Genomic DNA, 25,842 nt, shown 5'->3' on the forward strand with positions numbered 1-25,842 from the left:
TAACACTACTTTTTTTATTTTGAATTTGATATCCGTATAGTATGTTCACCTGAAGGCACATTAAATACGTTAGCATTTGTTACTGTATTGTTTAATGTGATTTGTTCTTTTTGATAATGTGGCAGCTGAATAATAGCTTCGGAATTATCAGGTACTGAAATTGACCAAATAATTTGTGAACCTTCTTTTTTCCAAGAACTTTCAATTTCACCTCTGGGTGATTTATGAGTGGCTTCGCACCATTGCAAGCCTGATAAAAAAGTTGGCCTTAAAATAAATCGCTCAAATCCTGGAAAATCTTCATCTGGTCGTATCCCTCCTAAACTTTCGTGAAAACTAGCAGCAAAACCACTTTGCATGGGGTGGTTAAATGAATGTCGATAATACCGCTCCTTTTTATCCCAATTGCTAACACCCTCTGGCCATACGGTTAAATCGTGTTCCTCGGTCATAAAACCTAAACTCGGATAATCGGTAATACTCCACAAGTGCTTTGTCACTGCATCATGTCCGTAATCATTTAATACGGTGTATAGCGGACGATGCCCAAAAATACCTGTACTGTAATGCCCATTTTTATCTTTCATGATTAGGTTTGCTAAATTATCGGCAACCAGCTGCTCTAAGCCTTCAGGAACCAAACCGGAATACAATGCAAATGCATTACCCGTTTGGGAACCATATGATTTAGTTTCTACATTAAAAAAGGTTTTATTAAAAGCGGTCTTAACAAATTTCGCTTTTTCGGCATATTTACTCGCAACTTCCTTTTTATCTAAAACCAATGCCATTTTTTCCATGGACGTTAAGGACTGATAATATAAAGCTGTTGATGTCAATGCGGGTGGTGTATCCATTTCTGGATTACCTCCAGGAGGGCACCAATCGCCAAATCCGCCATTAATAATACCATCTTCTTGTACCTTTTCATCTAGATAAGCCATCCAGCCTTCCATCATATCCCAAGCGCCTTCAATAATAGCTGTATCGCCATAATACACATACGAAAACCATGGCACCATAATAGTGGCTGCTCCCCAATCTGGTCGCGCTTGTAAACAGAGCCGTTTTCCAACGGAAATATTAGACGGCGCTCGCGAATCATAAGGAAAAGGATCTTTAAAATGTGCCTTAGACACCCCCAAAACTGTTTCCATATCTGAGGATGTTTTTTGCCACAAGTGCTTTAAATCAAAATTAAAACTTGCTGCCTCAGCCACCACATAAGCATCTCCCATCCAAGCACAACGTTCTCGGTGCGGACAATCACTCAACAACCCTTGAATATTATCTTCGATAGTCCACATGGACACGTCGTAAAACTTGTTTATTAATGGGTCTGAACATTTAAAAGTTCCTATACGTTCTGCATCTGTGCGTACCAGCCAACCCGTAAATTGACTTAAATCTGGTGTTTTACTTAATCCTTCAATTTGAACATACCGAAAGGCATGATAGGTAAAGCGGGGTTCCCAAGTTTCAATGCCATCGCCTTTACAGATATACACATCGGTTTGCGTATTTCCAGTTACGTGAATTCCAGTAGATGCTGGGTCTATATTTTGCTTATCGGGCATAAGATGTTCGGCAAAACGCATTTTTACAACAGTACCTTCTTTTTCTTTTACAGAAATGGCTAACCAACCTGTCATGTTTTGCCCCATGTCTAAAATCCACCCCTTTTCTGCTTTCCAAGTTGCTATAGGTGTAACTGTTCTAATCTTTCTCATGGGTTCTAAATCCTGCTCCAATAAATTTTGTGTTGGTGCTTTCATAATTTCTGGGGTTTCCCATGAGGTATCATCAAACTTAAAGGTACTCCAATCGCTCAACTCCGCTCGTGCATCGTAAGTTTCACCTAAATAAATATTATCAAAAAGAATAGGGCTACTATGTGCCTTCCAGCTTTCATCAGTAACAATTTGTTCTTTAGTCCCATCTTTATACAGAATATTTAACACCAAAATTGCTCTGGGGTTTCCATAAGCTAGCCCTGGCCAAAACGCCATATTTTGACCATAAAACCCATTTCCCAACATTACCCCTACACTGTTATTTTTACTAATCGCTTCGGTAATATCATGACGTACATAAAAAGCCCGCTTATCGTATGAGGTTTGAGCAGGGTCGAGTACACGATCGCCCACTTTTTTACCGTTTAAATACAGTTCATAAAGCCCTAGCCCACAAATAGCTACTTCTGCTGATGTTACTTCTTTAGTTATTGAAAATGATTTTCTTAGAAGCACAGAAGGATGGGTTTTACGTCTGGTTACTTTTAGGTCCTCTTCCGTGGGCTCCCAGGTATTAATATTCATGGGTGGTTGGTTACGCACCAAATCTCTCGCTGCCCATTTTTCTGGGCGTTGGTCTTTGGTGTAGCCAATCCATTTGGCACTGTCCCAGTTTATGGAAGTGAATACATTTACATGTAATGCAATCTCTGATTCCTTTTTGTTTGATTGCGAACAACTGCTAAACAGAAAGTATAGTGTTCCAAAACAAGCTATTAAATATATATATTTTTTAAAAAGTCTCATAATAGTCATTTCAATTTTAAAATTTTAGTTTGAATGATATATTTCGATTTCAGAAATTTGAGGAATAGCATTAGAAGCTTGTATGAGTATTCTACATTTTGAAGCCGTTATCTGTTGAAACTGATGCTTTTTATCAGAACCACAAGCTTTATCTTCGGCTAAATTCATCCATTGTTCATCTTCAAAATATTGAATTTTATAGTTGGAAATATGACCCCCTATTTCATGAATTACAATTTTGTTAAAGGTCTGTGGTTTAAACCATTCAACTTCCAACCATTCGTTGGTTTTAGAACCAGCTTTCCAATGTGTTTCTAGATTTTCATCATTTGCTCTAAACGCTTCATAAAGAGGTAGTTTTTCAGAATCGATAGTCATTGAAGAGGCATTCATACGACCAATTAGTGCTAAATTTTCAGGTTTATTTAAAGGCTCAGGGTAAGTTATTTTTGGTAATTCAGATACTTCAAAATCGTACACACCAGAAGCCACTTCAAAAATCACATAATTACCAACTGCATCGCTTTTCTCAGAACCGATGTATTCAATACCTTCAAACTTTTTAGCGTTGGTCCCTCCTTCAAAAACAGAATCTTTTTCATTTGCTGGGATATAAATTTTGGCTGAAGTATTTACCGGGATTTCAATATGAAATGTTGCGGTATCATCAGTAATTTTCCAATTTGAAACAATGGCACCGTAAGGCGATTGGTAACTTGCATTTACAAAAGTTAAATCACCAACAGGAGCAGGTTTCACGATAAATTGTTGCATTCCTGGTTGCTCTGGGTCTGGTCTGATTCCCGCAAAACCTTTGATAAAATAACCACCAATACCCGTGTAACAAGTATGAATTTGACTGTTTCCAATAGCCGACCAACGTTCTGGCCACACGGTTTTACCTTGCTCCAAAAAGTAGCCGTAACTAGGGTGTCGTTTGTCTTTTAACAGTTCATAAATTAAATCCATGCGCTCCCCATGCTCTATAAAATAGCGGGTATAAAGGGCCTGACCCGAACTTCCCGTATCGTAATAGGGAAATTTATATAAAACTTGGTCCACCAAATTATCGTAAACCTTTTGTTGTTCTGACTCTGGAGTAACTCCAGAAAGCAGAGCAAAAGCCTGATTTACTTGATGCCCTTCTCCGTATTTTCCAGTTTGCTCATCATATATCTTTTGATGTGTTGCCTTTCGTTGTACATCTAAACGGTCTGAAAATAGTTTTACATCATCCTTTTTATTGAGGGTTTTTGCAATTTCTAAAGCCGATTCTAACATAAAAGCATATACACAATTATTAAAATGCTCTGATTCTGGCGAGTTGCTCGAGGTCCAAAAATTACCTCTAGGTGTACACCAATCGCCCAAACCAGGAAATTCTAAAGTACCTCGTTCACCAATTCTTAAAGCATCTTGAGTTTCATAGTTGGAGTGTTCATACAACCAATGCATCCATTTTTTTAATGTTGGATAATGGTTTTCTAACAATTGTTTGTCACCCAACATTCGGTAAGTTTCCCAAATGGTTATTGGGCTGTTGGCCATCCACATTAAAAACTCAAAATCGTCGCCATTAATTACTGCTCGCATTTTTCCATCATCTGCCTGAGCGTCTTGCATAAATTGCGCATATTGCATCATGTAGGCGCCACTTTCAAAATTAGGTAGTGCATCTCCGTACATAGCGGCCACGGTAACTTCTCCCCAACCACGACGTTCGCGATGTGGACAGTCAACCAAAATACCATCTATTGTATTAGCGAGGTAGGTATTCAGATTCACTTGGTAAATCTTATTTAACAATGCGCTTGAGCTTTCAAACTGACTTATTTGTTTGCGATTATTGGTAATAACATAGCCTTTAATATCTTTTAATTCGGGTTTATAATTAATACCATAAACCGTTACAAAACGTCCTCCTGCCAAATTGAATCGGTTGCTAAAATGTCCCTTTCCAGTTTCATCATAAATGTATTTACTGCGCTGTTCCCAAGATGTGGACACCTCTTTATGGTCGGCAATTTCAAAAGTAACAGTATCGCCCACTTTACCATTATACATGTTCATTTCGAAATAACCAGTGTAGTTTTCGCCCATATCAATAACATAAGTACCATCTTCCTTCTTTTCAACACCTATGGGTTTTACCTCCTTAAACTTTACTTGAGGTTCTACCATTTGCGCACTTAAGGTCGCCGTAATCTTACTAGTTGGTGGATTAGCATCTGTACTAGGTGCTCTTACTGCTCCTTTAGGGCCAAGGTTTACATTAGCAATACCAACTTCTTCAGCTTCATTGTTATTAAAAACTTCAGCATTATCCCAATTGCTATCATCATATTCAGCGGTATTCCAATCGTCTTCGCGTAAACGTTCATCAATAATCTCTCCACCAAAATCCAATATATCCCAAGAACTATTGTAAGAACTGTAGCTTTTTTTACATTTCCATGAAGCATCAGAAACCAAAGTAATAGTGTCTTCCCCCATATCAATATTAGCCTGAGCTTTAAATACAAAAGGCGGATCGAAATAATCTTTTACACGTCCCCATCTTGCCCAACCTGCGGCATGCCAAATACCAATAACATTATCTCCTTCCTTTAAATAATCTTTAATATCATAGGTGAGGTAAGGCAAGCGTTTTTTAAGGAACGAGTTGACAGGATTCATCACCTCATCACCTACTTTCTTTCCATTCACGTACAATTCGTGATACCCAAAAGAGGCTACATGCATGAATGCAGATTGAGGTACTTTATTAAAAGACACATTTTTTCTATACCAATTGTGGTCTTTTTTATTTTGATTTTTTTTATAAATCCATTTGCCTTTCCAATCTTCTGGGTTCAATAATCCCATTGAAAAATGAGTTATCTCGCTCCAATTAGACTCTAAACCATTCGCATCCCAAATCTTCACCTTCCAGAAATAGTGCTTTCCAGATTCTAAAGTATTTCCATCAAACTTCACATTAACTGATTGATTGGATGTTATTTTTCCAGAATCCCATAGATCTCCTGTATCAGCATTTAATTGTTCTAAACTACTAGCGACTAAAACTTGGTAAGCGGTTTGTTTTTGACCACGGGATTTCTCAGCGTCCACCATAATCCAACTAAATCTTGGGGCTGTATTGTCAATGCCTAAAGGATTAGTTCGGTATTCGCACTTCAATTCTTCAATAGTAATTGAAGAAGGTTTGCACGCCACCAATGAAAAAAATGTAATAATTATGACGAGTGATGAAAACCTAGTGGTGATAGGTGTAATTTTCATTTTTTAGAAAGTTTAGTTAGTATGATCGATAAATTAGAAAAACACTTTTACAAATGCATCATGCTGAAACCTGTATGCCTACGATTATTCTAATCTAGATGATGTAAATTTCTTTTATTTTCTTGTTAAAAACAATTGACAAATTGATATATTAGTTGCACAAAATGATATGAAGAATAAGTTTCGGAAATACCTAATTACAACAGATATTGATAAATTATGGGGGGTTTACATAAACAATATTGGACGAAATGTTATAGAAAAACACTCTGAATATCCATCTAGAGACCACCCTGACCAGTATGTTTTTACTTGGGAAAAGGGGCGTGTTTTAAATGAATTTCATCTTGTTTTTATTACAAAAGGAAAAGGTGTATTTGAAAGTGAAACTACTGGAAAAATAAATGTTTCTGACGGTGACATTTTTTTATTATTTCCAGGCGTTTGGCACCGATATAAGCCTAAAAAAAGCATAGGCTGGACCGAACGTTGGGTAGGGTTCTCTGGAAAAATAGCTTCTCAATTTCTATCCAATGGTTTTTTTAGTGCTAGCGAACCTATAATTTCAAAATGCAATAAATCTTCCGTATTAAATCATTTCAATGCCTTATTCAAATTATTTGACGAAGAGCCTTATGGTTACCAAAGATTGGCTTCTGGTATTTGCTTGCAACTTATGGCTGAACTTTACAATATCAAATCGGGCGGCAACAACATAGAACACCTCAACTCTATGATTTCCAGAGCAAAAAGCATTATGTACAAGAACATCAACAAAACCATTCAATTACACGATATAGCAAGCCACTTAGGAATTAGCTATTCAAAATTCAGAGTAGACTTTAAAAAACAAACCGGCATTTCCCCTCTGCAATATTTTTTATTACTGAAAATTGAAAAATCTAAAGAACTGCTTTTAAACAGCGATAAATCGCAAAAAGAGATTGCGTTTGAACTGGGTTTTGAATCTGACTATTATTTTAACCGTCTATTTAAAACCAAAACAGGACTTTCCCCGGGAAAATTTAGAGAACCAAATAAATAAAAAAAAGGCTGTCTTGACTTTTCAGACAGCCTCTTTTTATAATTTAAAATTCAACTCACTACTAACCAAGTGTTATTTTGTAAGTTCTAGTGTAAACTCCTCGAACTTAACATCTCTGTCTCTTACCACTAATGTATCATTAACAGTATGTGTTAAATCTAGCACAGATCTCTCTATCTTTGTTCCAAAAGCAACAACTTGTTCTGCTGTGTTAACATCACTATACTGGTATTGTAAATAAATAACGCCTCGAGGTTCTCCTCCCCACTCATCACCATCTTCAACAAATTTTCCTGATCCAGTTACAATAAAATTATCACCTTCGACATCTGTTATCGTAATGTCATTATTCTCATCAAAAGTCAATATAATAGAAATATTATCCTCACTAGGAAGACCCGCTCTTCTAACTTTATTAGTATATAAAGCACTATTCCTCCCAGTTGTTTTCAATTTAGTAGTCTCATCTCGCACAACAAAATCTGCTCTGTAAACTGAAGTTGTATCAATATTAACAATTTCAGATTCTAATACTACTCCTGTGGATACTCCTCCGACAGCTTGAAGCGACTCATTTATACTTTGCCCTACAATCTTATCCTCACCGCGTCTTAAATATATACCATCATATTTATTAATAAACTTAATACCATAAAGTGTATAGTCTTTAGGTTGTACTTGCCAATCATCTGCTTTAATCTTTATAGGATTTGTAATGCCTTCAGCGGGTACACCTGATAAAAGCGAATCTAACTCTTCATAATCTGTAATTCTTAAAGGGATTACATAATGTACTTCACCAAAATCCGCAAATGATTGTGGGTCATCAAAAAAGGCATCTGAAAGCTGCACCGGAATACGCCCCTTTGTAGAACCAGAAGGTATGGTTACGGGGCTTTCTTGTTCAATGGTATAATAAGATGCAGGTAAAATCTTAACATTTACAGTATCTAAGCCTAAATCAGACGCATCTATTAGGTCGGGAGCCAACTCAAAATGTACTCTTCGGTCTATATCATTATTGTAAACACCTGACATGATAACACCTATTTCAAATCGTCCTTTATTATCATTCTCATTAAAACCTAAATCATACTTCCCTTGAATTAATGTTCTTACAGGGGTTTGAAATGGGAAATACACTGAAGTTGAGCCAAAATCGTCAAACTCATTTTCCTGATTTTCGCAAGCCATTAAACTAAAGGCTATTGCGCATATTATTAAATATTTTATTTTCATGTTTAATATTTTTTTATTCTTTTAATTTACACAATTACCCTACCAGCCATTATTTTGCTCAAGTTCAGGAAACTTTAAAGTCTCAGCATTTGGAATTGGCATATAAATAGATTTAAAGTCTCTTTTTTCAATGGATGGTAACTCCACATAATTACTTCCATCATAAAAATAACCTTTTGCTGTTTCATTTAGTGACACTCCCCATCTTCTAAGGTCCCAGAACCTGTGTCCTTCAAAACTTAGCTCTATACGTCGTTCATTTCTAATAAGTTCTCTCATAGCTTCTTTAGTAGTAATAGACCCTATGTAGTTATCTGGCGAAATACCGGCTCTTTCACGAATTGCTGTTATAATACTACGCGCAGACATTCCCTTAACCTGATGGTCAGGCCCTCCAATTTCATTAGCGGCTTCTGCTAAAATTAAAAATAATTCTGTGTATCTAAAGTACACATCAGCATGTGGTTTTCCACTTTTAGTTCCGTCACTATTGATTCTAACATCTGGTTGTAATAATTTTTTAAGGTAATATCCAGTAGTTGTAGATCGTTCAGGAATAGAATCTAACCTATTTATTCCTCCGCCAAGACCAGTATTGATAGTTCCGCCACCAAAAGAAGATCCATTAAGAACTACATATTTATCCAGCCTCGGGTCTCTATTAGCATACGGATTTTGTGGATCAAAGCCATTAGCTTGAATGGCAGGAGTTCCGTCCATCATTGGGAATGCCATTACAAAATTATGTGTTGGATTAATTTCCCCTCTACCATTTACAGAAGGTGGAAACATTCTTTCTTCATAAGTTGAGCTATTACCACCAATAGAACCGCGCCAAAGGGATTCTATACTCTTTATGTTATCATCTGATGTATAAAACTCAATACCATTTGGATCTAAACCAGAAACTCCTCCTATAGTTTCTAAAACAGAAGCTGCGTTTTCTGCTGCAGTTTCATAGTAATTTCCTTGACCATTTAAAAATGACGGACTTGCCGCGAAAAGAGCTAAACGCGCTTTTAAGGCTCTTACAATTCTACCTGATATACGTAAATTATTTTGAGCACCATTTACCCTTCTGTAAACATTAATATCTATACCGTCATATTTGTCATCACTTGGACTCTCACTATAGTCTGTTGGCAACAACTCTAATGCATCGTCAAAGTCTTTCATAATGGCTTGAACAGTAGCCTCAAATGACAAACGGGGTACATTAAAATTACCATCAGCTTCAATAAACTCAGTGAAATACGGAATTCCTAACAACTCTCCAGAAGCATTTTTTCCTGCATGTGCCTGAAGCACATAAAAATGATGCAATGCTCTTAGTGCTAGTGCTTCACCCTTCAAACGGTCATTAAACAATTCGTTTGTCACCGGTTCTATACTCCAAACTATGTCTCCTGCGTCAACAATTTGCAAGAATTTATTTACCCAAAGTACCTGTTCATAATTATTCCATCGGGCAGCTGGGTTAAATTGAGCTGTTAACTCACCTTTCGCGATTCTTTTATAACCGTTAGTCAATTGATTATTAACAGCATCATCAGTGGCAGCTTCAGAAAAGGAATACTGATCTACCAAACCTGTATATGCATTTAACAAAATGCCTTCTGCAGCTGCAGGATTTGAATTTACAAAATCAAAGTCTGGTCTATTCTCATCGATAGGCTCAAAGGTATCGCAAGCAATCATGCCTGTGAATACCAACACAATTAATATATATTTTATTAAATTTTTCATTTTATTTCTCTATATTTTTATTGTATTAAAATGACATTCTTAAACCAAGGGTGTAAGCTCTAGCTTGAGGCGTACCGCCAATGGTTAATTGACGAATATCTCTGTTCTTAGAGACTTCAAAAAGATTAGTTCCTTGAATATTTAAACTAAAATCATCCAAACCTAGTTTATTACATAAATCATCAGTAAATTCATAAGTTAACTGAGCACGGCTAATCTCAAAGAAATTGTTGTTGTACAACCAAAAGGTGGATGTTTTAAAGTTGTTTTGATTACTCTGTGAAGATAATCTTGGGTATGTTGCTGTACTGGCCGTTGCTGGTGTCCAACGTCCTATAGCTACTTCAGAGTATTTGTTGTTTCCGTTAGCTTCATAATAATTGTTAAAACTACTACTTAATTTGTTAGCTTCGCCCCCTGTTTGTCCCGTTCCAAGTATAAACAGATTAAATGCCTTATACTTTAAGTTTAGGTTTACACCATAAGTAAAAGGGCTACTAGCCTGTCCTATAGCTACATTGTCATCATTATCAATAATATCATCACCGTTTTGATCTAGGTATTTTATATCACCAGGTTGCACCTCGCCAAATTGAGGTACCGGCAAACCAGCATTTAAATTACCGCTTGCATCAAAATCAGCCTCAGAATAAAAGCCTCCATCAACCAATCCAAAAATTGTAGAAAGCTCTTTTCCTACTCTATTTTGGTAATCAAACTCGTTTGTTTCAGAGCGTTTTAATGCTTCTGTTTGACTGTACAAAATATTGGCTCCTATACCAACTTTAAAATCGTTAATGGTTTTATTGAAATTTATCCCCAATTCAAAACCAGTATATAAATTGTTATTGAAATTATCATATGGCCTAAACGCGTTATAAAAAGAAGGATATTGATCTTGCAAGAATGTTAATTGTTTGTCAAGTTCTGTTCTAAAATAATTAGCTTCTATCCAAAGTGAATTCATTAAATAAGTTTCAAAACCTATATTGAAATCTATTCGTTCTTCAAAGCCTAGGTTAGGATTTGCACCTTGTGATAGGACTTGTCTAGAGTTACTAGACCCATCTGCCCAAACAAAATTACCTCCTCGGGAATAGTTTTCATCATATAAATAGTAATTGCTAGCACCATTATCAACAGTCCCATTATCATTAAGAGCTGTAATGCCCTGATCTGATTTTATAATGCCTCCCGTAGCTTTTAACTTCAAGTAGTTTATAAATTTGCTATCTTTTAAAAACGGCTCTTCACTTAAAATATATGCTAAACCAAATGTTGGTGCTAAACCGTTTCTATTACCTTCAGGTAACTTAATAGAATGTGTATAGGCAGCAGTAAAATCAACAAACACTTTTTTCTTGAAATCATAAGTCATTTGCAACCCTAAGTGGGAATCTATATTAGTTTGGATTACATTGTTACTCTTTTCCGAATTATAATATCCTAAAAAGGTCGTGTTTATAGAGTTGTTCTTATCAATGTTTTTCTGATAATTTACCAATCCATAGAAACCAAATCGGGATACAAATCCATTAGTACTAACATTTTCTGTTAGATCTTTCAAGTCCTCTCCATAAATTCGAGAATCATCTGTTATATCAGGTGTTAAAGGATCATTATCATGATCAACTCTACCAAAATTTGCTATTCTATCTCCATTCCATTCTGGTGCATAGGTTTTAAATTGATTATTTATTGATAAATTATAAGAATCATAAAAATCAAAACTTAAATAAGTTTTAGCAGATAAGCCTTTTGTTATTTTGCTTAAATCAAAATTAAGTGAGTTATTAAACTGTGTAGAACGAAACACAGTATTTCGATACCCTCCCGCTATTGCCAAGGCAATAGGTGCGTCTAGTTGCAATTCTTGCGAAGTTCCCAAAAGCATTCCATTAAATAAGCTAGCTGCCTGTAATTGACCTGCAACTGTTTCATCACTTGTATCTACTAAATTTGCAGGTAAGAATGGTGAATAAGCATTAGGCTTTAAAGTTGTACCCGCACTTAACAAATTAGCCCTTGAGCCCTTATTTGAGCTAATAACTGCAATACCATCAAGACTACTTGTAATCCAATCGTTTATTTTAAAATCTATATTACCCCTTAAATTAAAACGGTTCGTGCCTGCATTGATATCATCATTTATATTTACCCAGTCTTCGTTACGATTCCATCCAACATTAACGTAGTACTGATTTTTATCATTTCCACCCGAAAACTCAGATATAATACTTGTAGTATTAATAAAAGGTTGCACATATTCACTTGAATATAAATCTACATCAGGATATTTATATTTGTTTGAACCTGACCTAAAATTTTGAATAAGTGCTGGATCATAAAAATTATCTAATCCATCATTATTTCTTGCTTCATTAAAAAGTTGCATATATGCCGCTGAACTCAAATAGTTAGGTAAGGCTATTGGCACACTAATTCCAGTACGTACATTAACGTTAATTTCTTTTTTATTTATTTTTCCGCGCTTGGTGTTAATCACAATAACACCATTTCTACCTTGACTACCATATAATGCAACCGCATTAGCGTCTTTAAGAACCGTTATCTGCTCAACCTCTTCCATATTCAAAATATTTGGGTCACGGCCAATCACACCATCAATAACAAAAACGGCACTCCCTAAACCTCTAACATTATCGGAGCCTCTTACCCCTAAGGTTAGGCCGCTAATGTAATTTCTTACCCATTGGGTATTATCATAGGTTAAACGGTCTCGTGTATTTATTGTTGAAACTGCTCCTACCATATCACGGCGATCTTTGGTAGTAACCCCCATCTTAATTTCGTCATCTTCAGTCGCCAAGAATGGAGATTTTACTAAAGTAATGTTTTTAGTGAAATCAACCTCGTTAATGAGTTCCGATTCATATCCCTTTTTTTGTATTACCAAAGACTCATCATTATCTATGGCTATTAGAAATTTTCCAGTAATATCTGTTGACGCTCGAACTCCTTTAGATCCAAAAACTTTAACGTCACTTAATGGATTCCCTTGTTCATCGACCACGGTTGCTGATACCTTTTTACCTTTAGTTTGTGCTGTTGCTACATTGCTTAAGCAAAACAACATTAAACAAGCTAGAGTAAACAACCTATATAATTTATTTATCTTCATTTTTTTCTTTATATTAATTAAAACGAATTTGTACAAAATTACCATCCAGGGTTCTGAGGGAAGCCCTCGTAAATTTGTGTTTGAGAAGGCTCAAATGGCACCCAATAATGTTTAGGGTATTCGCATACTCTTTCTTTAAGAATTACTGGAGTAAAACTAGAATGATCTTCAGGAAAATTTAAACCATATTTTATTTTATACCTATCTAAATGTGCTACTCCCCAACGGCGAATATCAACCCATCTATGTGCTTCATAGCTTAATTCTACAGCTCTTTCTCTTCTAAGTTCATCCATAAAACTATTTCTATTAGATACAATACTTGGGAGAACATGAGGCACACCAGCTCTGTCACGAAATTTATTAATGGCACCCTCAGCCGTTAACGACGGGTAAGAAGCTGGCGCTGAGGTAGCTCCTTTAGAAGCATGTAGTGCCTCTGCGTACATTAAGTAAACATCCGTTAGTCTCATGTGCAATAGCGCACCAACATATGTATTAAGAGGCCCATTCCATTGACTAGCAAACTCTCCATTGATTATCGGATAAAATTTTGCTTGCATATACCCCGTTTTATTGTTTAGAGCACTTTCTCTGGTATCAATGGTATTGTCTCTATGAAAGCCTTTATCGGCCTGACTAACATACCAAAGTTGAGCAAATTCGTGCCTTGCTTTATTAGATCCAGTAGCACTTGGAGATAACACTTGTCCATCAATAATATGCCATTTGTAAAAACGTGGGTCACGATTGTCAAAAGGGTTTGATGGATCATAACCACTATTTGGGTGTTCTGTTGAAAGACCATTAGCCATTCCAAAATTATTATGAATAAAATTATGCGTAGGGTCAACAGTTTCTGAAAGCGCATTATGTACAGATCTGGGGACTCCTGCCAAAGTAAAAGCTAGGATATCTCTATTATTACTTCCAGTAGCTGAAAATATAAACTCTGTACCCCCCGGCAAAGTTCTTGGTGCTGGTGATTTCCAAAACACTTCTTCTAATTCTTCCAATGTAGTTGCTAAACGATAGCGTCCTTGGTCGGCTAATTTAAGAATCCCTGCAAAAGCATCAACAGCCATATCACATAATTCGGTATCATACTCATAAGTGTTTATACCCGGTTGATTGTTAAAATGCATTAACGGGCTTGCTGCCAAAAGCAGGTTTTTACCTTGAAAAGCATAGGCTGCACCCTTAGTAACCCTCATTTTATTCTCTCCTAATGTTCGTTGCCCATAAGGCTCGTCGTCCCAATTTACTGGCAATAACTCGATGGCTTTCTTATAATCTTCATTGACTGCTAAAGCACATTCTTTATAAGTTTCTGGCCGTGGTATGGATATTTCTCCAGCATACACTTCCGTTATATGAGGAAAACGCCCCCAAAATTTCATTATCTCATTATGGAAAAATGCTCTGAAAAAATAAGCTTGCCCTAATATAACATCTCTTTCGTCTTGAGTGGCATTTACCATTAAGCCTTTATTTTCAACATTATCAATTACAATATTAGCTTTACGAATGCCTCGCAAACTACCATCCCACACACCTGGTCTTCTACTGGCAAATTGGTTATTAATATTAATTGCCGGACTATCAAAACTATTATTTTGCCAATTATATAAGTAACTATAGCTCCCTAGGTTATTTAAGCTTCCTTCATCAATTTTCCAACCTGCTTTAAAAGATCTACTTGTAAACGTATCGTCTCCATACAAGAAATCTTGAAAGGTGTGCGATCCTCTTTCATAAGCTACCACCAAGGTGTACATTTCTTCGACAAAACCTTGTGCGTTCTTAAAAGTTGAAAAAACTTCTTCTTCATCCAATACTGATTCTGGAGCTATATCCAAGTAGTCTTCGCAGGAAAAGAAGAACATCAGCCCCAAAAATACTCCTAATATTATTTTATAGTTTTTCATTATTTTTTTTTTAAAAATTCATATTAAAACCAAAGTTGATTCTTTTTAAGGTAGGATAATCTCCTCTGGATTCAGCACTACTATCATTATTAAACTCTCGATCATCTGGTAAGTTAGACCATAAAAACAAGTTATTACCATTCACAAAAAGGTTCAATTTCTTAAGACCTAGCTTTTCGCATGTTTTACTTGGCACGTCATAAGATAGGCTTACGGCTTTCAATCTTGTTAATGAGCCGTCTAACCAAGCATCTCTAGGGTTGGTATCACCTGCGACACCCACTGCTGGTTGAGTATCTGTGTTGCCAGGCGTATCTACAGTCCAATAATCTAAATCTTGCGTAAAAATTAAAGGTGTTCCTTGTGCAAACGTATTGTTTGCAAAACGTCTGTTCGCATTTTGCGTTCCATACAATTGTGCTGAAACAGTCCAACCTTTGTAACTCGCCCCTAATGTAGCCGCCCAAGTTCTTAAAGGACTCTCTGGATAGCCAAAAGGTGCTCTATCAAAATCACCGTTAAAAATACCATCACCGTCAAAATCAACTACATCATAATACCCTACTCGAGTTAGGCTCTGATTCAAAGTTTGTGGTGTTGACATATAGACATCATCCCAACTCGTTAATATTCCTGCTGGAATGGGAGTTCTTTGTTGATTTATTGCATACCCGGCCTTACGCAAATGTTCTTGTAAGAATAATGGGTCGTCTTCTAATACAACTAAACCTTTTGACTGTGTAAAGTTGAAATTACCAAAAACATTTAAACCATTATCGAAGGTGTATGTAGATGCAAGAACGACCTCGAAACCTTTTACCTCTGTTTTTCCTCTATTAAAATCGGGAGGTGTTTGCCCAAACCAATCAGGCACATTACGGTTTCTACCAAGAATAACAATATCGTCGCGGTTTTCTGCAAAATAATCCATTTCACCTGATAACAAACCATTAAATATAGAGAATTCTGCACCTATATTATATTTAACAGCAGTTTCCCATTGAAGATCGGGATTCCCAACAATCGACTCTCTATACCAAGTATAAGGAGATTTTCCCCCAGTGAAATTGTTTGGCACTAAATATGAAGAATTACCACTAGCCCATTGGCTTAAATACTTGAATCTCCCACCTGAATTGTCATCTCCAACAAGCCCGTAAGACCCTCTTAACTTCAATTTATTCAACCAATCAACATCTTCCAAAAAAGCTTCATTAGAAGGCGTCCATCCTAAGGCCGCTGAAGGAAAAAGATCGAAACGATAACCTGGGCCAAATTTTTCGGACCCATTGTAAGCACCGTTTATATCTAAAAAGTATCGTGAATCGTAGTCATACGTAACCCTTCCTACCCAATCCTCACGTCTTCTCGGGAACTGGCTACCTGTAGCACTTTCCTGTCTTCTTACTAGAAACAGTGCTGTAAAGTTATGCTTGTCGGCAAATGTTCTATTATAATTTAAAGAAAAATCATAAACCAACTGTCGTGCTCTACCAGTACTAGTACTGGTATCTTCTACTTGTGAAGGCGTTAAAGTCCATGGTCCTTGAACATAATCAAATTGATTCACTCCAGTTGGATTACCATCTAAAACCTCTTCACCATCAATAGTGTATCGTTTTATAAGAGAACCTCCATCGTTTAAAGACTGCTCACTCCTCATATTATTATCAAGAGAAAATCGTCCTTTAAACGACAAACCATCTGTTATAAAATCTAAATTTTGTTTCAATATAAAATCTGTATTCACTTGAAAGTTTGTATAGGTATCATAACCTGTAGCCGACAAACTTCGAAGTGAGTTCCTAAAAATATCAACATTTTGATCATCACCATAATAACCATCTGGATATATAGGTTGGAAAAGGTTTGGTGGAATAAAGTAAATTCCATTTGTTACATTACCTATTCTGGCTGGTTCTTCTCTGATCCCTAAGTAACCGGAAAGATTTACAGACAACTCTGTGGTTTTTGTAATATTAAAATCAATATTACTTCTGTAGTTAAATCGCTCATAACTGAATTCACCTACATATCCTCTTCCGTTGTCATATTTGCCTCCGTCAAAAATATCTTCGACAGTTTGATATGCTAAACTACCAAAATATTTGGCCGTTTTATTACCACCTCGTACCGATAAATTAATCCTATAATCTTGCGCATAATCTTTTAAGAGTTCATCCTCCCAATCTACATTAGGATAAGCAAAACTCTCCTCTAAACTTGATGGATTGCGGTATCTTTCTAGAATGGCCCCCGGGGTATAATTATTCCATGAAGCTGGAGCCACAGCTACCCCTCTTAGAATAGCACTATTAACTTGCTGTATTGCATCATAGGAATCTAGCTTTGTAGGTAATTGAGAAACAAATTTAATTGTTGAATTCACATTTAACGATAACTCCGCTTTACCAGTTTGCCCTCTTTTGGTTGTAATTAAAATTACACCATTGGCTCCCTCAACACCAAAAACCGCTGTTGCAGAAGCATCCTTTAATACAGATAGGTTTTCAACGTCGTTCATATCAATGTCTGACATTTGTCTCTTAACCCCATCTACAAGTATTAGAGGGCCTCCATCACCATTAATTGAACTATTTCCTCGGATAGTAATTCTCGTATTAGACGCCCCAGGAGTACCACTACCCTGTATGGCAGTAACCCCAGGTAAATTACCCTGCAATGCCTCTTCAATATTAGAAATACCAGCCGCTCTTTCCATCAAATCCTCTCCTTTTACTTGAACAATTGCCGCAACTACACTCTCTTTTTTCTGAGTACCGTAACCGACTACTATTACTTCATCTAGACTTGCTATGTCTTCCTCTAGAACAACATTTATGGTTGTTCTCCCATTAACAGGAACTTCTTTAGCTTGATAACCAACATATGAAAACTGCAAAACACTTGCTCCTCCAGCTTCGATGCTGTATTTACCGTCAAAATCAGTGACTGCCCCCTTAGTAGTACCCTTTACTATAACTGTAGCCCCTGGCAATGGAAATCCGTCAGCACTCACAGTCCCTTCAACCGTCTGGGCATTTGTCATAGCCATACAGCATATTATCAAACCAGCTGCAATTAAAATTCGCCTAATGTCTGGCGTTAGCTTTTGTTTCATTTTTAATTTCATAAATTTAGTTCATAAATTAGTTTTACAAATGTAATTGTTAAAATATCTTAAATCTGTCCTGTGTTGTACGGGCTTTTTACAATACGCAATCCCTGAGCACTTTTTTACTCCTCAAAATTAAGCAACCTAAGGGGTGCATCTGTACGCAAAAGTGGTTTAAAAGTCCCGATTTCTGTTGATTATACTAAAGCAAAGGATTTCAATGCAAACATATTTAGTATACTTAAATACTCTATAACTCTATTAAGCATTTAAAGATTAAGTGAATATCCTATAAAACTCTGAAATTATCGACTTTTTCCAGGTAACTTGCAGTAAAATATCATTGATGATCAAAAATTATAAAGTTTGCCCCCTTACATCTGTTAAGAAAATTATTAGTCAAAAAATCCTAGCTTTTTATTTTGTTGGAATTAAGATAGTCTTGAAATTTTATTTTTCAGAACTTAACCACAAAATTATTTTCAGGACAGTTAAGCTTTGGTCATTGCATATTGAGCATGGCTCTTCCACACACAATTTTCAAGGTAGTTCTTAATATCATATTGTTTAGTTTAAATTTGAAATTTCTAAAGTACAAACTAAAAATTGATAGCCTGTCCTGTATTGTCATGATAAACTCAAACAATACAAAACAAGAGGCAATAAATTAAATCTAAACCCTTAATTTTCAAGAAATACTGTCATTAGTGTAATTAAACTTGAAATATATTTTTTTAAGATGAAATAGTATATATCGCCATACTTACTTTTTATTATGACTCTTACCGCATCTTGCTTTCACTCTTCGAAAACTCAACCATAGGTAAAAAAAATCAACGATCGAAAACTAAGGGATAATTGACATGCTGACTAGCACATATGCATTATAAACATCCTACTATATCATACTGAAACTGTCAACTCATTATAATTTTAGATATTCGTACATTGACAATAAGAAGTCTCCAAAAAACACCAAAGTTCAATTTCGCTTTTTGTAACCGTATAGCAATCACAGGGCCCTAAATAATTTGAAAATCTTCCAATCAGGATAAAACAGGACAGCACGTTAAACTTAATAATATATTTTTGTGAAAAAACATTTTTTTATGAAAAAAGTATATCTTATTTACAGACCATTATCGATTGTAGCATTAGTTGTTTTTGTATCCGTATTTTCTTGTACAAAAGATGGGCTTGGGCTCTCTGAAGACATATTAGTATTTGATGACAGTACAGATTCAGATTCAGATTCAGATTCAGTTGTTGCTATTGATGAAGATACAGGTTCTTTCACGATATGTAACCCGGACGGTGAAAATGCTACAAGAACATCAAACGATTTACCAAACCCTGTTAATGTAGGAACTATTGACGACAGGACTTGTTATGCGAATTATAAAGAAACTGTTATTGATGGTGTTACATGGGGAATATACAATATAACTGACGGTTCAAACAAATTTGATACCACTTTACAACCTCGAATGGAACGCTCATTACCCATTGCTAACTCTAACGTAGGGTCATTTGTTAAATTTACAGGAGACTTTAGAATTCTTGAAGTGGGTGATGCAGGCTCTTTTAGTCAAGACGGCACATACATTGCACAAGCCAAAGGTCAGCATACTGGTGGTGGCGGTTCTGCAGACCCAGCAATTTGCTTATATTTAGCTAAACCCATTTATGGCACTGGTGAAAATGCAGACAAGCAAATAGCATTCGATATATATGCAGAACGTATCTTGGAACGTGGTGGAGAAGGCAATGGTAGAGAGGTTGTTCTATTAAAAAGGGTTAATAAAAACGAAATAACTTCTTTTGAGTTAGAGGTTGGTTTTAAAGTGGACCCTAGCGATTCTGCTAAAAAGATACACTATTGTAATGCGATAATTGGTGACGAAGCATTTAATTGGGATATTCCTTCCCCTGAAAGAGGAACGCAATCAAAAATTAGATATGGTGCTTATAGAGTCAAAGGAGGTAGAGCACAAATAAGATGGGCTAATACTACACATGAAAAAGTTGAGATGTAATATGATTTAACTTTTTCATTGATAAAAAAAGTGTGTAAGTTAAAAATCGAGGGTTTGGCTTATTTAAAGCCGGACCCTTTTTTCAAATATAGTCAAAAACTGGTTTAAAATAATGCCCCAGTTCCTAATGGGCATCGACCATTTTTTGGTAGCCTCTCGTAAAGCTAAAAAAGTGGACTTCATAACAGCTTCATCTGTTGGGAATGAGAGCTTGTTCTTGGTGTATTTCCTGATTTTTCCGTTAAGGTTCTCAATAAGGTTTGTGGTGTAAATGATTTTTCTGATTTCAACAGGGAACTCATAAAAAGCGGTAAGGTCTTCCCAGTTATCTCTCCAGCTTTTAATGGCGTAAGAGTACTTGTGCTCCCATTTCTTAGCAAAGTCTTCCAGAGCGGCTTTTGCTGCGCTCTTGGTGGGTGCATCGTAGATGCTTTTCATATCCTTTGTAAACTCCTTTTTGTCCTTCCAAACCACATAGCGACAAGCATTCCTGATTTGGTGCACCACACAGATTTGGGTCTTGGATTCAGGAAAAACGTTTTTAATGGTATCGGTAAAACCGTTTAGATTGTCTGTGGCGGTTATAAGCAGGTCCTGAACGCCTCTGGCCTTTATATCGGTCAGCACGCTCATCCAGAAGGCTGCCGATTCATTCTTGCCAAGCCAGAGTCCCAACACTTCCTTTTTGCCGTCCCTGCGCAGTCCCACGGCGATGTACATGGTTTTGTTGATGACCTTGGAGTTCTCCCGAACCTTAAATACAATACCATCCATCCAAGTAATTAAATATACGGGCTCCAGAGGCCTGTTCTGCCAAGCCACAATATCGTTGGTCACTTTATCCGTGATGCGGGATATGGTGGATGTGGATACATCAAAACCGTAGACTTCACGGATCTGTTCTTCGATATCGGAATTGCTCATGCCCTTGGCATAAAGGCTGATAATGACGTTTTCTATGCCATCGACCATGTTAGTGCGTTTAGGGACCAGCATAGGGTTAAAAGAGGCTTCCCGGTCCCTGGGGACTTTGATGTCGGTCTCTCCCAATGCCGTTTTTATCTTTTTGGAAGCGTAACCGTTACGGGTATTGCTGTTACCGGATTGTTGGTGCCTATCATAATCCAGGTGCGCATCAAGTTCTCCTTCCAACATCTTTTCGATGCCCCGCTTTTGGATGGATTTTAGAAAGGAGGTCAGTTCGTCGCCTGTTTTGAACTGTTTTAAAAAATCATCGTTTAGAAAATCTTCTTTCTTCATAAGTGTATAAAATTTAAAATTAAACAAAAAAAATATCGAGAGCTGTTAACCCTCGATATTTAAACTTTACACACTTAGTGAGATACTACCTATAAAAAAGTATGTTTTACAACAATGGCCATAAGTAATTACTGGTTCCCGCCTACTTCTGAAAAAATCCTCGCGGATTTTCAGTTTAGTGTGTACTAGCTAAGATACCGTAACATTATTTGTTTAGTTGTCTTGTTTTTATATTTAATGGGTCATTTTCTAAATCGCCGGTTTCTTTTCTCCAGGCATTAATAGCTTCCCTTAATTCTTTAAGTTTTTCTTTATACTCTGGGTTATTTACAAGATTATTAATTTGACCAAAATCATTCTTCATGTCATAAAGTTCTTCTTTTGGGCGGCCAGATTCTAATTGTTTTAATAAGCTATATTGAACGGGATGTGATTCTTTTGCCTTTAAAGTTGCTTGGTAGCTATGGTTACCCCAACCTTTTTCAACCTTTAAATCAGCAGGCAATTCATAGGTTTTACTGTGCATAAGGTTTTTGATATAATAATATCTCCCGTCAAACACCGCTCTACTTGGGTAATGTTCTGCTCTTATCGGACCATGGGAGTTATGCTCTCCAAATATATAATCGCGATTACTTAATTTTTCTTGCTTGCCATTAAGCAAGGATTTTAAAGATTTACCCTGAACACTCGAAGGAATATCAATATTTGCATAATCTAAAATGGTTGGCATAATGTCGATATGGGAAATAAGTGCATCAGATATTTTGTTTTTTACAATACTGGGGCCACTTGCTACAAAAGGAACATGTAAACCCGCATAATATGCCGATGCTTTGGCTCTGTGATAAGGTTCGCCTTGGTCACTAGTATAAATTATAATGGTACTTTCTAAAAGATTCTTTTCTTTTAAAGCCGAAATAATACTGCCTGCACATGCGTCGGCAAGCTGTACAGACCCATAATATTTTGCTAAGTCTTTGCGCATTTCAGGAGTATCTGCTAAATATTCAGGAACTTCAATATCTTCAGGGTTAGGAAGGAATTCTGAAAATTTGTCCATGTGATGATCAAAATTTCTGTGTGGAGGGGCTATATTGGCTTGGATAAAAAAAGGTTTATCACCCGCACTGGCAATGTATTGGGAAATTACATTTTTAAACTGGTCAGGATCATTGTTTACTGGGTTTCTATCGGAATAAGGAAATTTCCAAGGCGGACTCATGTGGAACTTTTGGGTAATTCCGGTAAAATAGCCATGTTCTTGGAGTAATTCCGGAAGCGTTTTTAAGTACTCGTGAATACCTACTTTATCCACTGTTTTTGATTGCCTTCCAAACTCACTAACTGGCTCGTCTAAACGCGGGGTAATGGTGTTTCTCCAATGGCCGTTGGCATGCGGATACATTCCTGTCATGATAGAACTTCTGCTTGGCGAACATGATGGCACCACAGCAAAGGATTTTGTAAACAACACACCGTTTTTAGCAAGCGCATCTATATTTGGTGTTGAAATTCCTTTTGTTCCTACAGCAGATAAATGCGCACCTTGGTCGTCTGTTAAAATGAAAAGGATGTTTAGGGGTTTTTCTTCTGAAATAGTTTTTTCTGAAGTTTTACAACTTAAATAAAGAGTTGTAATTATTAATACGAATAGTTTTTTTTGCATTACTCTCATGTGCTATTTTAATTAGAAAACATCTATTAATTTTGCTAAAACTTGACTGCTGGCTATGTTGGTTTCAATTTGCCATTGGAATAATGATGGCAAATACCATTACTGAACCAAAGCCGATTTAAATAGGTTTCAAAAGTCTGCCAATCAGTAGCCGATTTATCACCCGAATATTTGGTGTAAATATTTTCGAGCGCCGCTCTAATTTTTTAATTGTGCCGGTAATTTTGGCCCCACATAATATCGCGCCCCGCCAAACCAGCCTGTGTTAAATAGCACACCCATTTTTGCTCTTTCAATGAAAGTTTTTCCCAACCTAGCACTTGGTATCTCAAAATTTTAACATCGGCAAATTGATCTATATTAAATTTAAAGTCGTTAATTTCACTTTGTTCAGCATCCATTGCAGCTTGGTTGGATTTTTCATTTCCGCACGGCCATAAAACAGTGCCGAGCACCATCGCGCTCATGATTAATTTAAGTTTCATCGGCTATTATTTTTTATTTAATTATTCTTAAAAAGTTATTACTCACTCCACAGCTCATTATTGAAAAACCTAAAAAACACTATTTAAAGTGGAAGATATCAATTTTTACAGCAACAAATGTAATAATGTAGTAATTTATTAATCGAAAACTAAAAATGATTATATTTGATTTACTAATCTTCCAAAACACTAATTAATGAAAGCTCTTAAGTACATCCTTTTTTTATTGCTCATATTTGTTATTGGCCTCGCCATTTTTATTGCTGTGCAGCCCAACGAATTCCGTTTTTCTCGCAGTACGATTATTAAAGCTCCAGCTTCAGTCGTTTACAATAAGGTGAATGATTATAAAAATTGGCCCAGCTTTTCACCGTGGATAGAACAAGAGCCAACGGCCAATTTAACCTATGGGGACAAAACGGCCGGGGTTGATGGCAGCTATGCCTGGAGTGGTGAGATTTTGGGCGAAGGGCAAATGACGACCTTAAGTGTAAATGAAAATGAAAGCATAGACCAACATATTCAATTTATAAAACCGTTTGAATCGGAATCGGATATTAATTGGACATTCGAACCCACAGATGAAGGCACCAAAGTAACTTGGGAAATGGCCGGAAAACAGGATTTTACGACCAAAATGTACACCACTTTTGCCGGTTCGATTGAAGATATGACCGGTCCCGATTTTGAACGCGGACTCTTTAAATTAGATAGCGTTGTGGTGGCTGATATGGAAAAATATACCGTTACTGTCGATGGCCTTACCGAACATGGCGGCGGTTATTATATTTATAATACAACCTCCTGCAAAATACCGGATCTAGAAGCCAAAATGCAGGAAATGATGCCCAAGATCAGTAATTATGCTATAAAAAACAATATTCAAATGGCTGGAGCGCCATTTACTTATTACCATAAATGGGACGAAAAAAACAACGCCGTTATGTTTTCATGCTGTGTGCCTACCACCGATAGGGTTATATCATCTGAAAGTGATATTTTAACAGGACAGATAGAACCTTTTAAGGCGATAAAAACGACATTAAAAGGTAATTACAGCAATTTAAAGGAAGCTTGGGAAACCACCATGAAACACATAACCGATAGCGACATGGAGTTTACAGAGGATGGCCCCATGCTTGAGGTTTATTTAACCGACCCTATGAACACACCCAATCCAGCCGATTGGAAAACCGAAATCTATATAGCCGTAAACTAACAGCAAAAAATGGATCTTTGTTATTCTTAGCATTTTTATCCAACATAGCCGAATGAAGTCGGGTGTACTTAGCAACCGTAAATTTCTTTTATAAATGAAACAGATTTTACTGGTTTTTGTTGGTGGTGGTTTTGGTAGTGTGCTGCGTTTTTTGATTGGCAAATATTTTAACAATCCACAAACGGACATCCCTTACGGCACTTTTGCAGCCAATATTTTAGGCAGTTTACTCATTGGCATCATTTTGGGCTTAGCCGCCAAAAACAATACCCTTTCGCAAAACCAAACCTTGCTTTTGGCCACCGGATTCTGTGGCGGCTTTACCACCTTTAGCACCTTCGCTTACGAAAATCATGAATTCTTAAAAGCAGGCGACTTTACCAGTTTTGCGTTTTATACCATTGCTAGTTTTGTTGTAGGCTTTTTAGCTGTGTTTTTAGGGATATTTTTGGTGAAGTAAAAAACTTTTTTTTATAAATTTTTCAACCAAAAACAACTTCAATTAGCTATATTTATCGCGTAGATACAATATGGATAATCGCAATTGTGTTTATTCAATTGTTGGCAATAATTATTACAAAACAGAATGAAAATAGATTATAATATAGAAAAGGAAGACTTTATTGACTTTCAACTATTCACTGCTTCTAAATCCTAAAGAATTAAAAAAAATAAAAGTTGGATTATATTGCTCGTGCTATTCATTTTTTTAGGGGTTAATTTTTACAATAGTGAAAATACGACTTTAGCAATATACTTTGGCGTTGTGTCGATTATTTCTCTTTTATTTTATGGCAAATACTATAAATGGAAGCTAAAAAAGCATTATACAAAATTCGTTACGGAAAACTATGCTAAACGTTTTGGACAATTAGAAAGTTTAGAAATTTATCCTGACTTTATTTTTGCAAAAGACAAGACTGGAGAAGGAAAAATTAATATTTCGGAAATAGAAAACGTTTCAGGAACTCAAAATCATTTTTTTATAAAAATTTCTACTGGACTTTCTTTAATCATACCAAAAGCGAGAATCAAAAATTCTATGGAAACTAAAAGCCAATTTGAGAATATGAACATTCCAGTAATTGACGAAACTAACTGGAAATGGAAATAAAAAAACTATTGCC

General features: G+C 36.3%; 15 protein-coding genes. 5 read left to right on the top strand and 10 right to left on the bottom strand.

Features of this window, described 5'->3' with window-relative positions; genetic code table 11:
* Nucleotides 1-14: 14 nt before the first annotated feature.
* Entirely contained in the window at nt 15-2,540 is a 2,526-nt protein-coding gene (locus HC176_RS02345) for a family 78 glycoside hydrolase catalytic domain (RefSeq protein WP_167916569.1), read from the bottom strand.
* Nucleotides 2,541-2,564: 24 nt separating this feature from the next.
* A complete protein-coding gene (locus HC176_RS02350; RefSeq protein WP_167916570.1) occupies nt 2,565-5,822 on the bottom strand; it encodes a family 78 glycoside hydrolase catalytic domain in 3,258 nt (1,085 codons plus the stop codon).
* 169 nt (nt 5,823-5,991) lie between these two features.
* Between HC176_RS02350 and HC176_RS02355 the strand changes: the two genes are divergently transcribed.
* Nucleotides 5,992-6,867, top strand: a complete 876-nt coding sequence (locus HC176_RS02355) for an AraC family transcriptional regulator (RefSeq protein ID WP_167916571.1) — start codon at nt 5,992-5,994, stop codon at nt 6,865-6,867.
* A 72-nt stretch (nt 6,868-6,939) separates the two neighbouring features.
* On the opposite strand, the gene HC176_RS02360 is transcribed toward HC176_RS02355, so the two are convergent.
* From HC176_RS02360 to HC176_RS02380, 5 genes are read right to left on the bottom strand one after another with little or no spacing between them, the layout of a single operon-like run.
* Nucleotides 6,940-8,106 carry a DUF5627 domain-containing protein gene (locus tag HC176_RS02360; RefSeq protein ID WP_167916572.1) on the bottom strand — a complete coding sequence of 389 codons (1,167 nt, stop codon included), beginning with the start codon at nt 8,104-8,106 and terminating at the stop codon, nt 6,940-6,942.
* Between the two features lie 39 nt (nt 8,107-8,145).
* A complete protein-coding gene (locus HC176_RS02365) occupies nt 8,146-9,852 on the bottom strand; it encodes a RagB/SusD family nutrient uptake outer membrane protein (protein WP_167916573.1) in 1,707 nt (568 codons plus the stop codon).
* 25 nt (nt 9,853-9,877) lie between these two features.
* Entirely contained in the window at nt 9,878-12,994 is a 3,117-nt protein-coding gene (locus tag HC176_RS02370) for a SusC/RagA family TonB-linked outer membrane protein (protein ID WP_209309638.1), read from the bottom strand.
* Between the two features lie 38 nt (nt 12,995-13,032).
* Complete coding sequence (locus HC176_RS02375; protein ID WP_167916575.1) at nt 13,033-14,922, bottom strand: RagB/SusD family nutrient uptake outer membrane protein; 1,890 nt, start codon at nt 14,920-14,922, stop codon at nt 13,033-13,035.
* 10 nt (nt 14,923-14,932) lie between these two features.
* Nucleotides 14,933-18,043, bottom strand: a complete 3,111-nt coding sequence (locus HC176_RS02380) for a SusC/RagA family TonB-linked outer membrane protein (protein ID WP_209309639.1) — start codon at nt 18,041-18,043, stop codon at nt 14,933-14,935.
* 1,103 nt (nt 18,044-19,146) lie between these two features.
* On the opposite strand from HC176_RS02380, the gene HC176_RS02385 reads away from it, so the two are divergent.
* The gene (locus tag HC176_RS02385) at nt 19,147-20,073 is read left to right on the top strand and encodes a hypothetical protein (protein WP_167916577.1); all 927 of its coding nucleotides are present in this window, start codon (nt 19,147-19,149) and stop codon (nt 20,071-20,073) included.
* 63 nt (nt 20,074-20,136) lie between these two features.
* Here HC176_RS02385 and HC176_RS02390 read toward each other — a convergent pair whose 3' ends face one another.
* The 3 genes from HC176_RS02390 to HC176_RS02400 all read right to left on the bottom strand — a co-directional run bounded on the left by HC176_RS02390 (nt 20,137) and on the right by HC176_RS02400 (nt 23,496).
* Nucleotides 20,137-21,333: an IS256 family transposase gene (locus tag HC176_RS02390; protein WP_167916578.1), complete on the bottom strand. Its 1,197-nt coding sequence runs from the start codon at nt 21,331-21,333 to the stop codon at nt 20,137-20,139.
* A gap of 205 nt (nt 21,334-21,538) precedes the next feature.
* A complete protein-coding gene (locus HC176_RS02395) occupies nt 21,539-23,002 on the bottom strand; it encodes a sulfatase family protein (protein ID WP_209309640.1) in 1,464 nt (487 codons plus the stop codon).
* A gap of 215 nt (nt 23,003-23,217) precedes the next feature.
* Nucleotides 23,218-23,496: a hypothetical protein gene (locus tag HC176_RS02400; protein ID WP_342448658.1), complete on the bottom strand. Its 279-nt coding sequence runs from the start codon at nt 23,494-23,496 to the stop codon at nt 23,218-23,220.
* Between the two features lie 196 nt (nt 23,497-23,692).
* Between HC176_RS02400 and HC176_RS02405 the strand changes: the two genes are divergently transcribed.
* From HC176_RS02405 to HC176_RS02415, 3 genes are all read left to right on the top strand, one after another.
* Entirely contained in the window at nt 23,693-24,715 is a 1,023-nt protein-coding gene (locus HC176_RS02405) for an SRPBCC family protein (protein WP_167916580.1), read from the top strand.
* A 94-nt stretch (nt 24,716-24,809) separates the two neighbouring features.
* Nucleotides 24,810-25,175, top strand: coding sequence for a fluoride efflux transporter CrcB (gene crcB, locus HC176_RS02410; RefSeq protein WP_167916581.1), 366 nt, complete (start codon nt 24,810-24,812; stop codon nt 25,173-25,175).
* 306 nt (nt 25,176-25,481) lie between these two features.
* On the top strand, nt 25,482-25,829 hold the full coding sequence (locus HC176_RS02415; protein WP_167916582.1) for a YcxB family protein: 348 nt from the start codon (nt 25,482-25,484) through the stop codon (nt 25,827-25,829).
* Nucleotides 25,830-25,842: the final 13 nt, after the last annotated feature.

This window comes from Tamlana crocina, assembly GCF_012037625.1.

Bases quoted from the DNA above. Each gene is read 5' to 3' on its own strand.
- HC176_RS02400 (WP_342448658.1), bottom strand. From the start codon at position 23,496: ATGAAACTTAAATTAATCATGAGCGCGATGGTGCTCGGCACTGTTTTA.
- HC176_RS02355 (WP_167916571.1), top strand. From the start codon at position 5,992: ATGAAGAATAAGTTTCGGAAATACCTAATTACAACAGATATTGATAAA.
- HC176_RS02350 (WP_167916570.1), bottom strand. From the start codon at position 5,822: ATGAAAATTACACCTATCACCACTAGGTTTTCATCACTCGTCATAATT.
- crcB (WP_167916581.1), top strand. From the start codon at position 24,810: ATGAAACAGATTTTACTGGTTTTTGTTGGTGGTGGTTTTGGTAGTGTG.
- HC176_RS02345 (WP_167916569.1), bottom strand. From the start codon at position 2,540: ATGAGACTTTTTAAAAAATATATATATTTAATAGCTTGTTTTGGAACA.
- HC176_RS02365 (WP_167916573.1), bottom strand. From the start codon at position 9,852: ATGAAAAATTTAATAAAATATATATTAATTGTGTTGGTATTCACAGGC.
- HC176_RS02405 (WP_167916580.1), top strand. From the start codon at position 23,693: ATGAAAGCTCTTAAGTACATCCTTTTTTTATTGCTCATATTTGTTATT.
- HC176_RS02375 (WP_167916575.1), bottom strand. From the start codon at position 14,922: ATGAAAAACTATAAAATAATATTAGGAGTATTTTTGGGGCTGATGTTC.
- HC176_RS02380 (WP_209309639.1), bottom strand. From the start codon at position 18,043: ATGAAACAAAAGCTAACGCCAGACATTAGGCGAATTTTAATTGCAGCT.
- HC176_RS02390 (WP_167916578.1), bottom strand. From the start codon at position 21,333: ATGAAGAAAGAAGATTTTCTAAACGATGATTTTTTAAAACAGTTCAAA.
- HC176_RS02360 (WP_167916572.1), bottom strand. From the start codon at position 8,106: ATGAAAATAAAATATTTAATAATATGCGCAATAGCCTTTAGTTTAATG.
- HC176_RS02370 (WP_209309638.1), bottom strand. From the start codon at position 12,994: ATGAAGATAAATAAATTATATAGGTTGTTTACTCTAGCTTGTTTAATG.
- HC176_RS02385 (WP_167916577.1), top strand. From the start codon at position 19,147: ATGAAAAAAGTATATCTTATTTACAGACCATTATCGATTGTAGCATTA.
- HC176_RS02395 (WP_209309640.1), bottom strand. From the start codon at position 23,002: ATGCAAAAAAAACTATTCGTATTAATAATTACAACTCTTTATTTAAGT.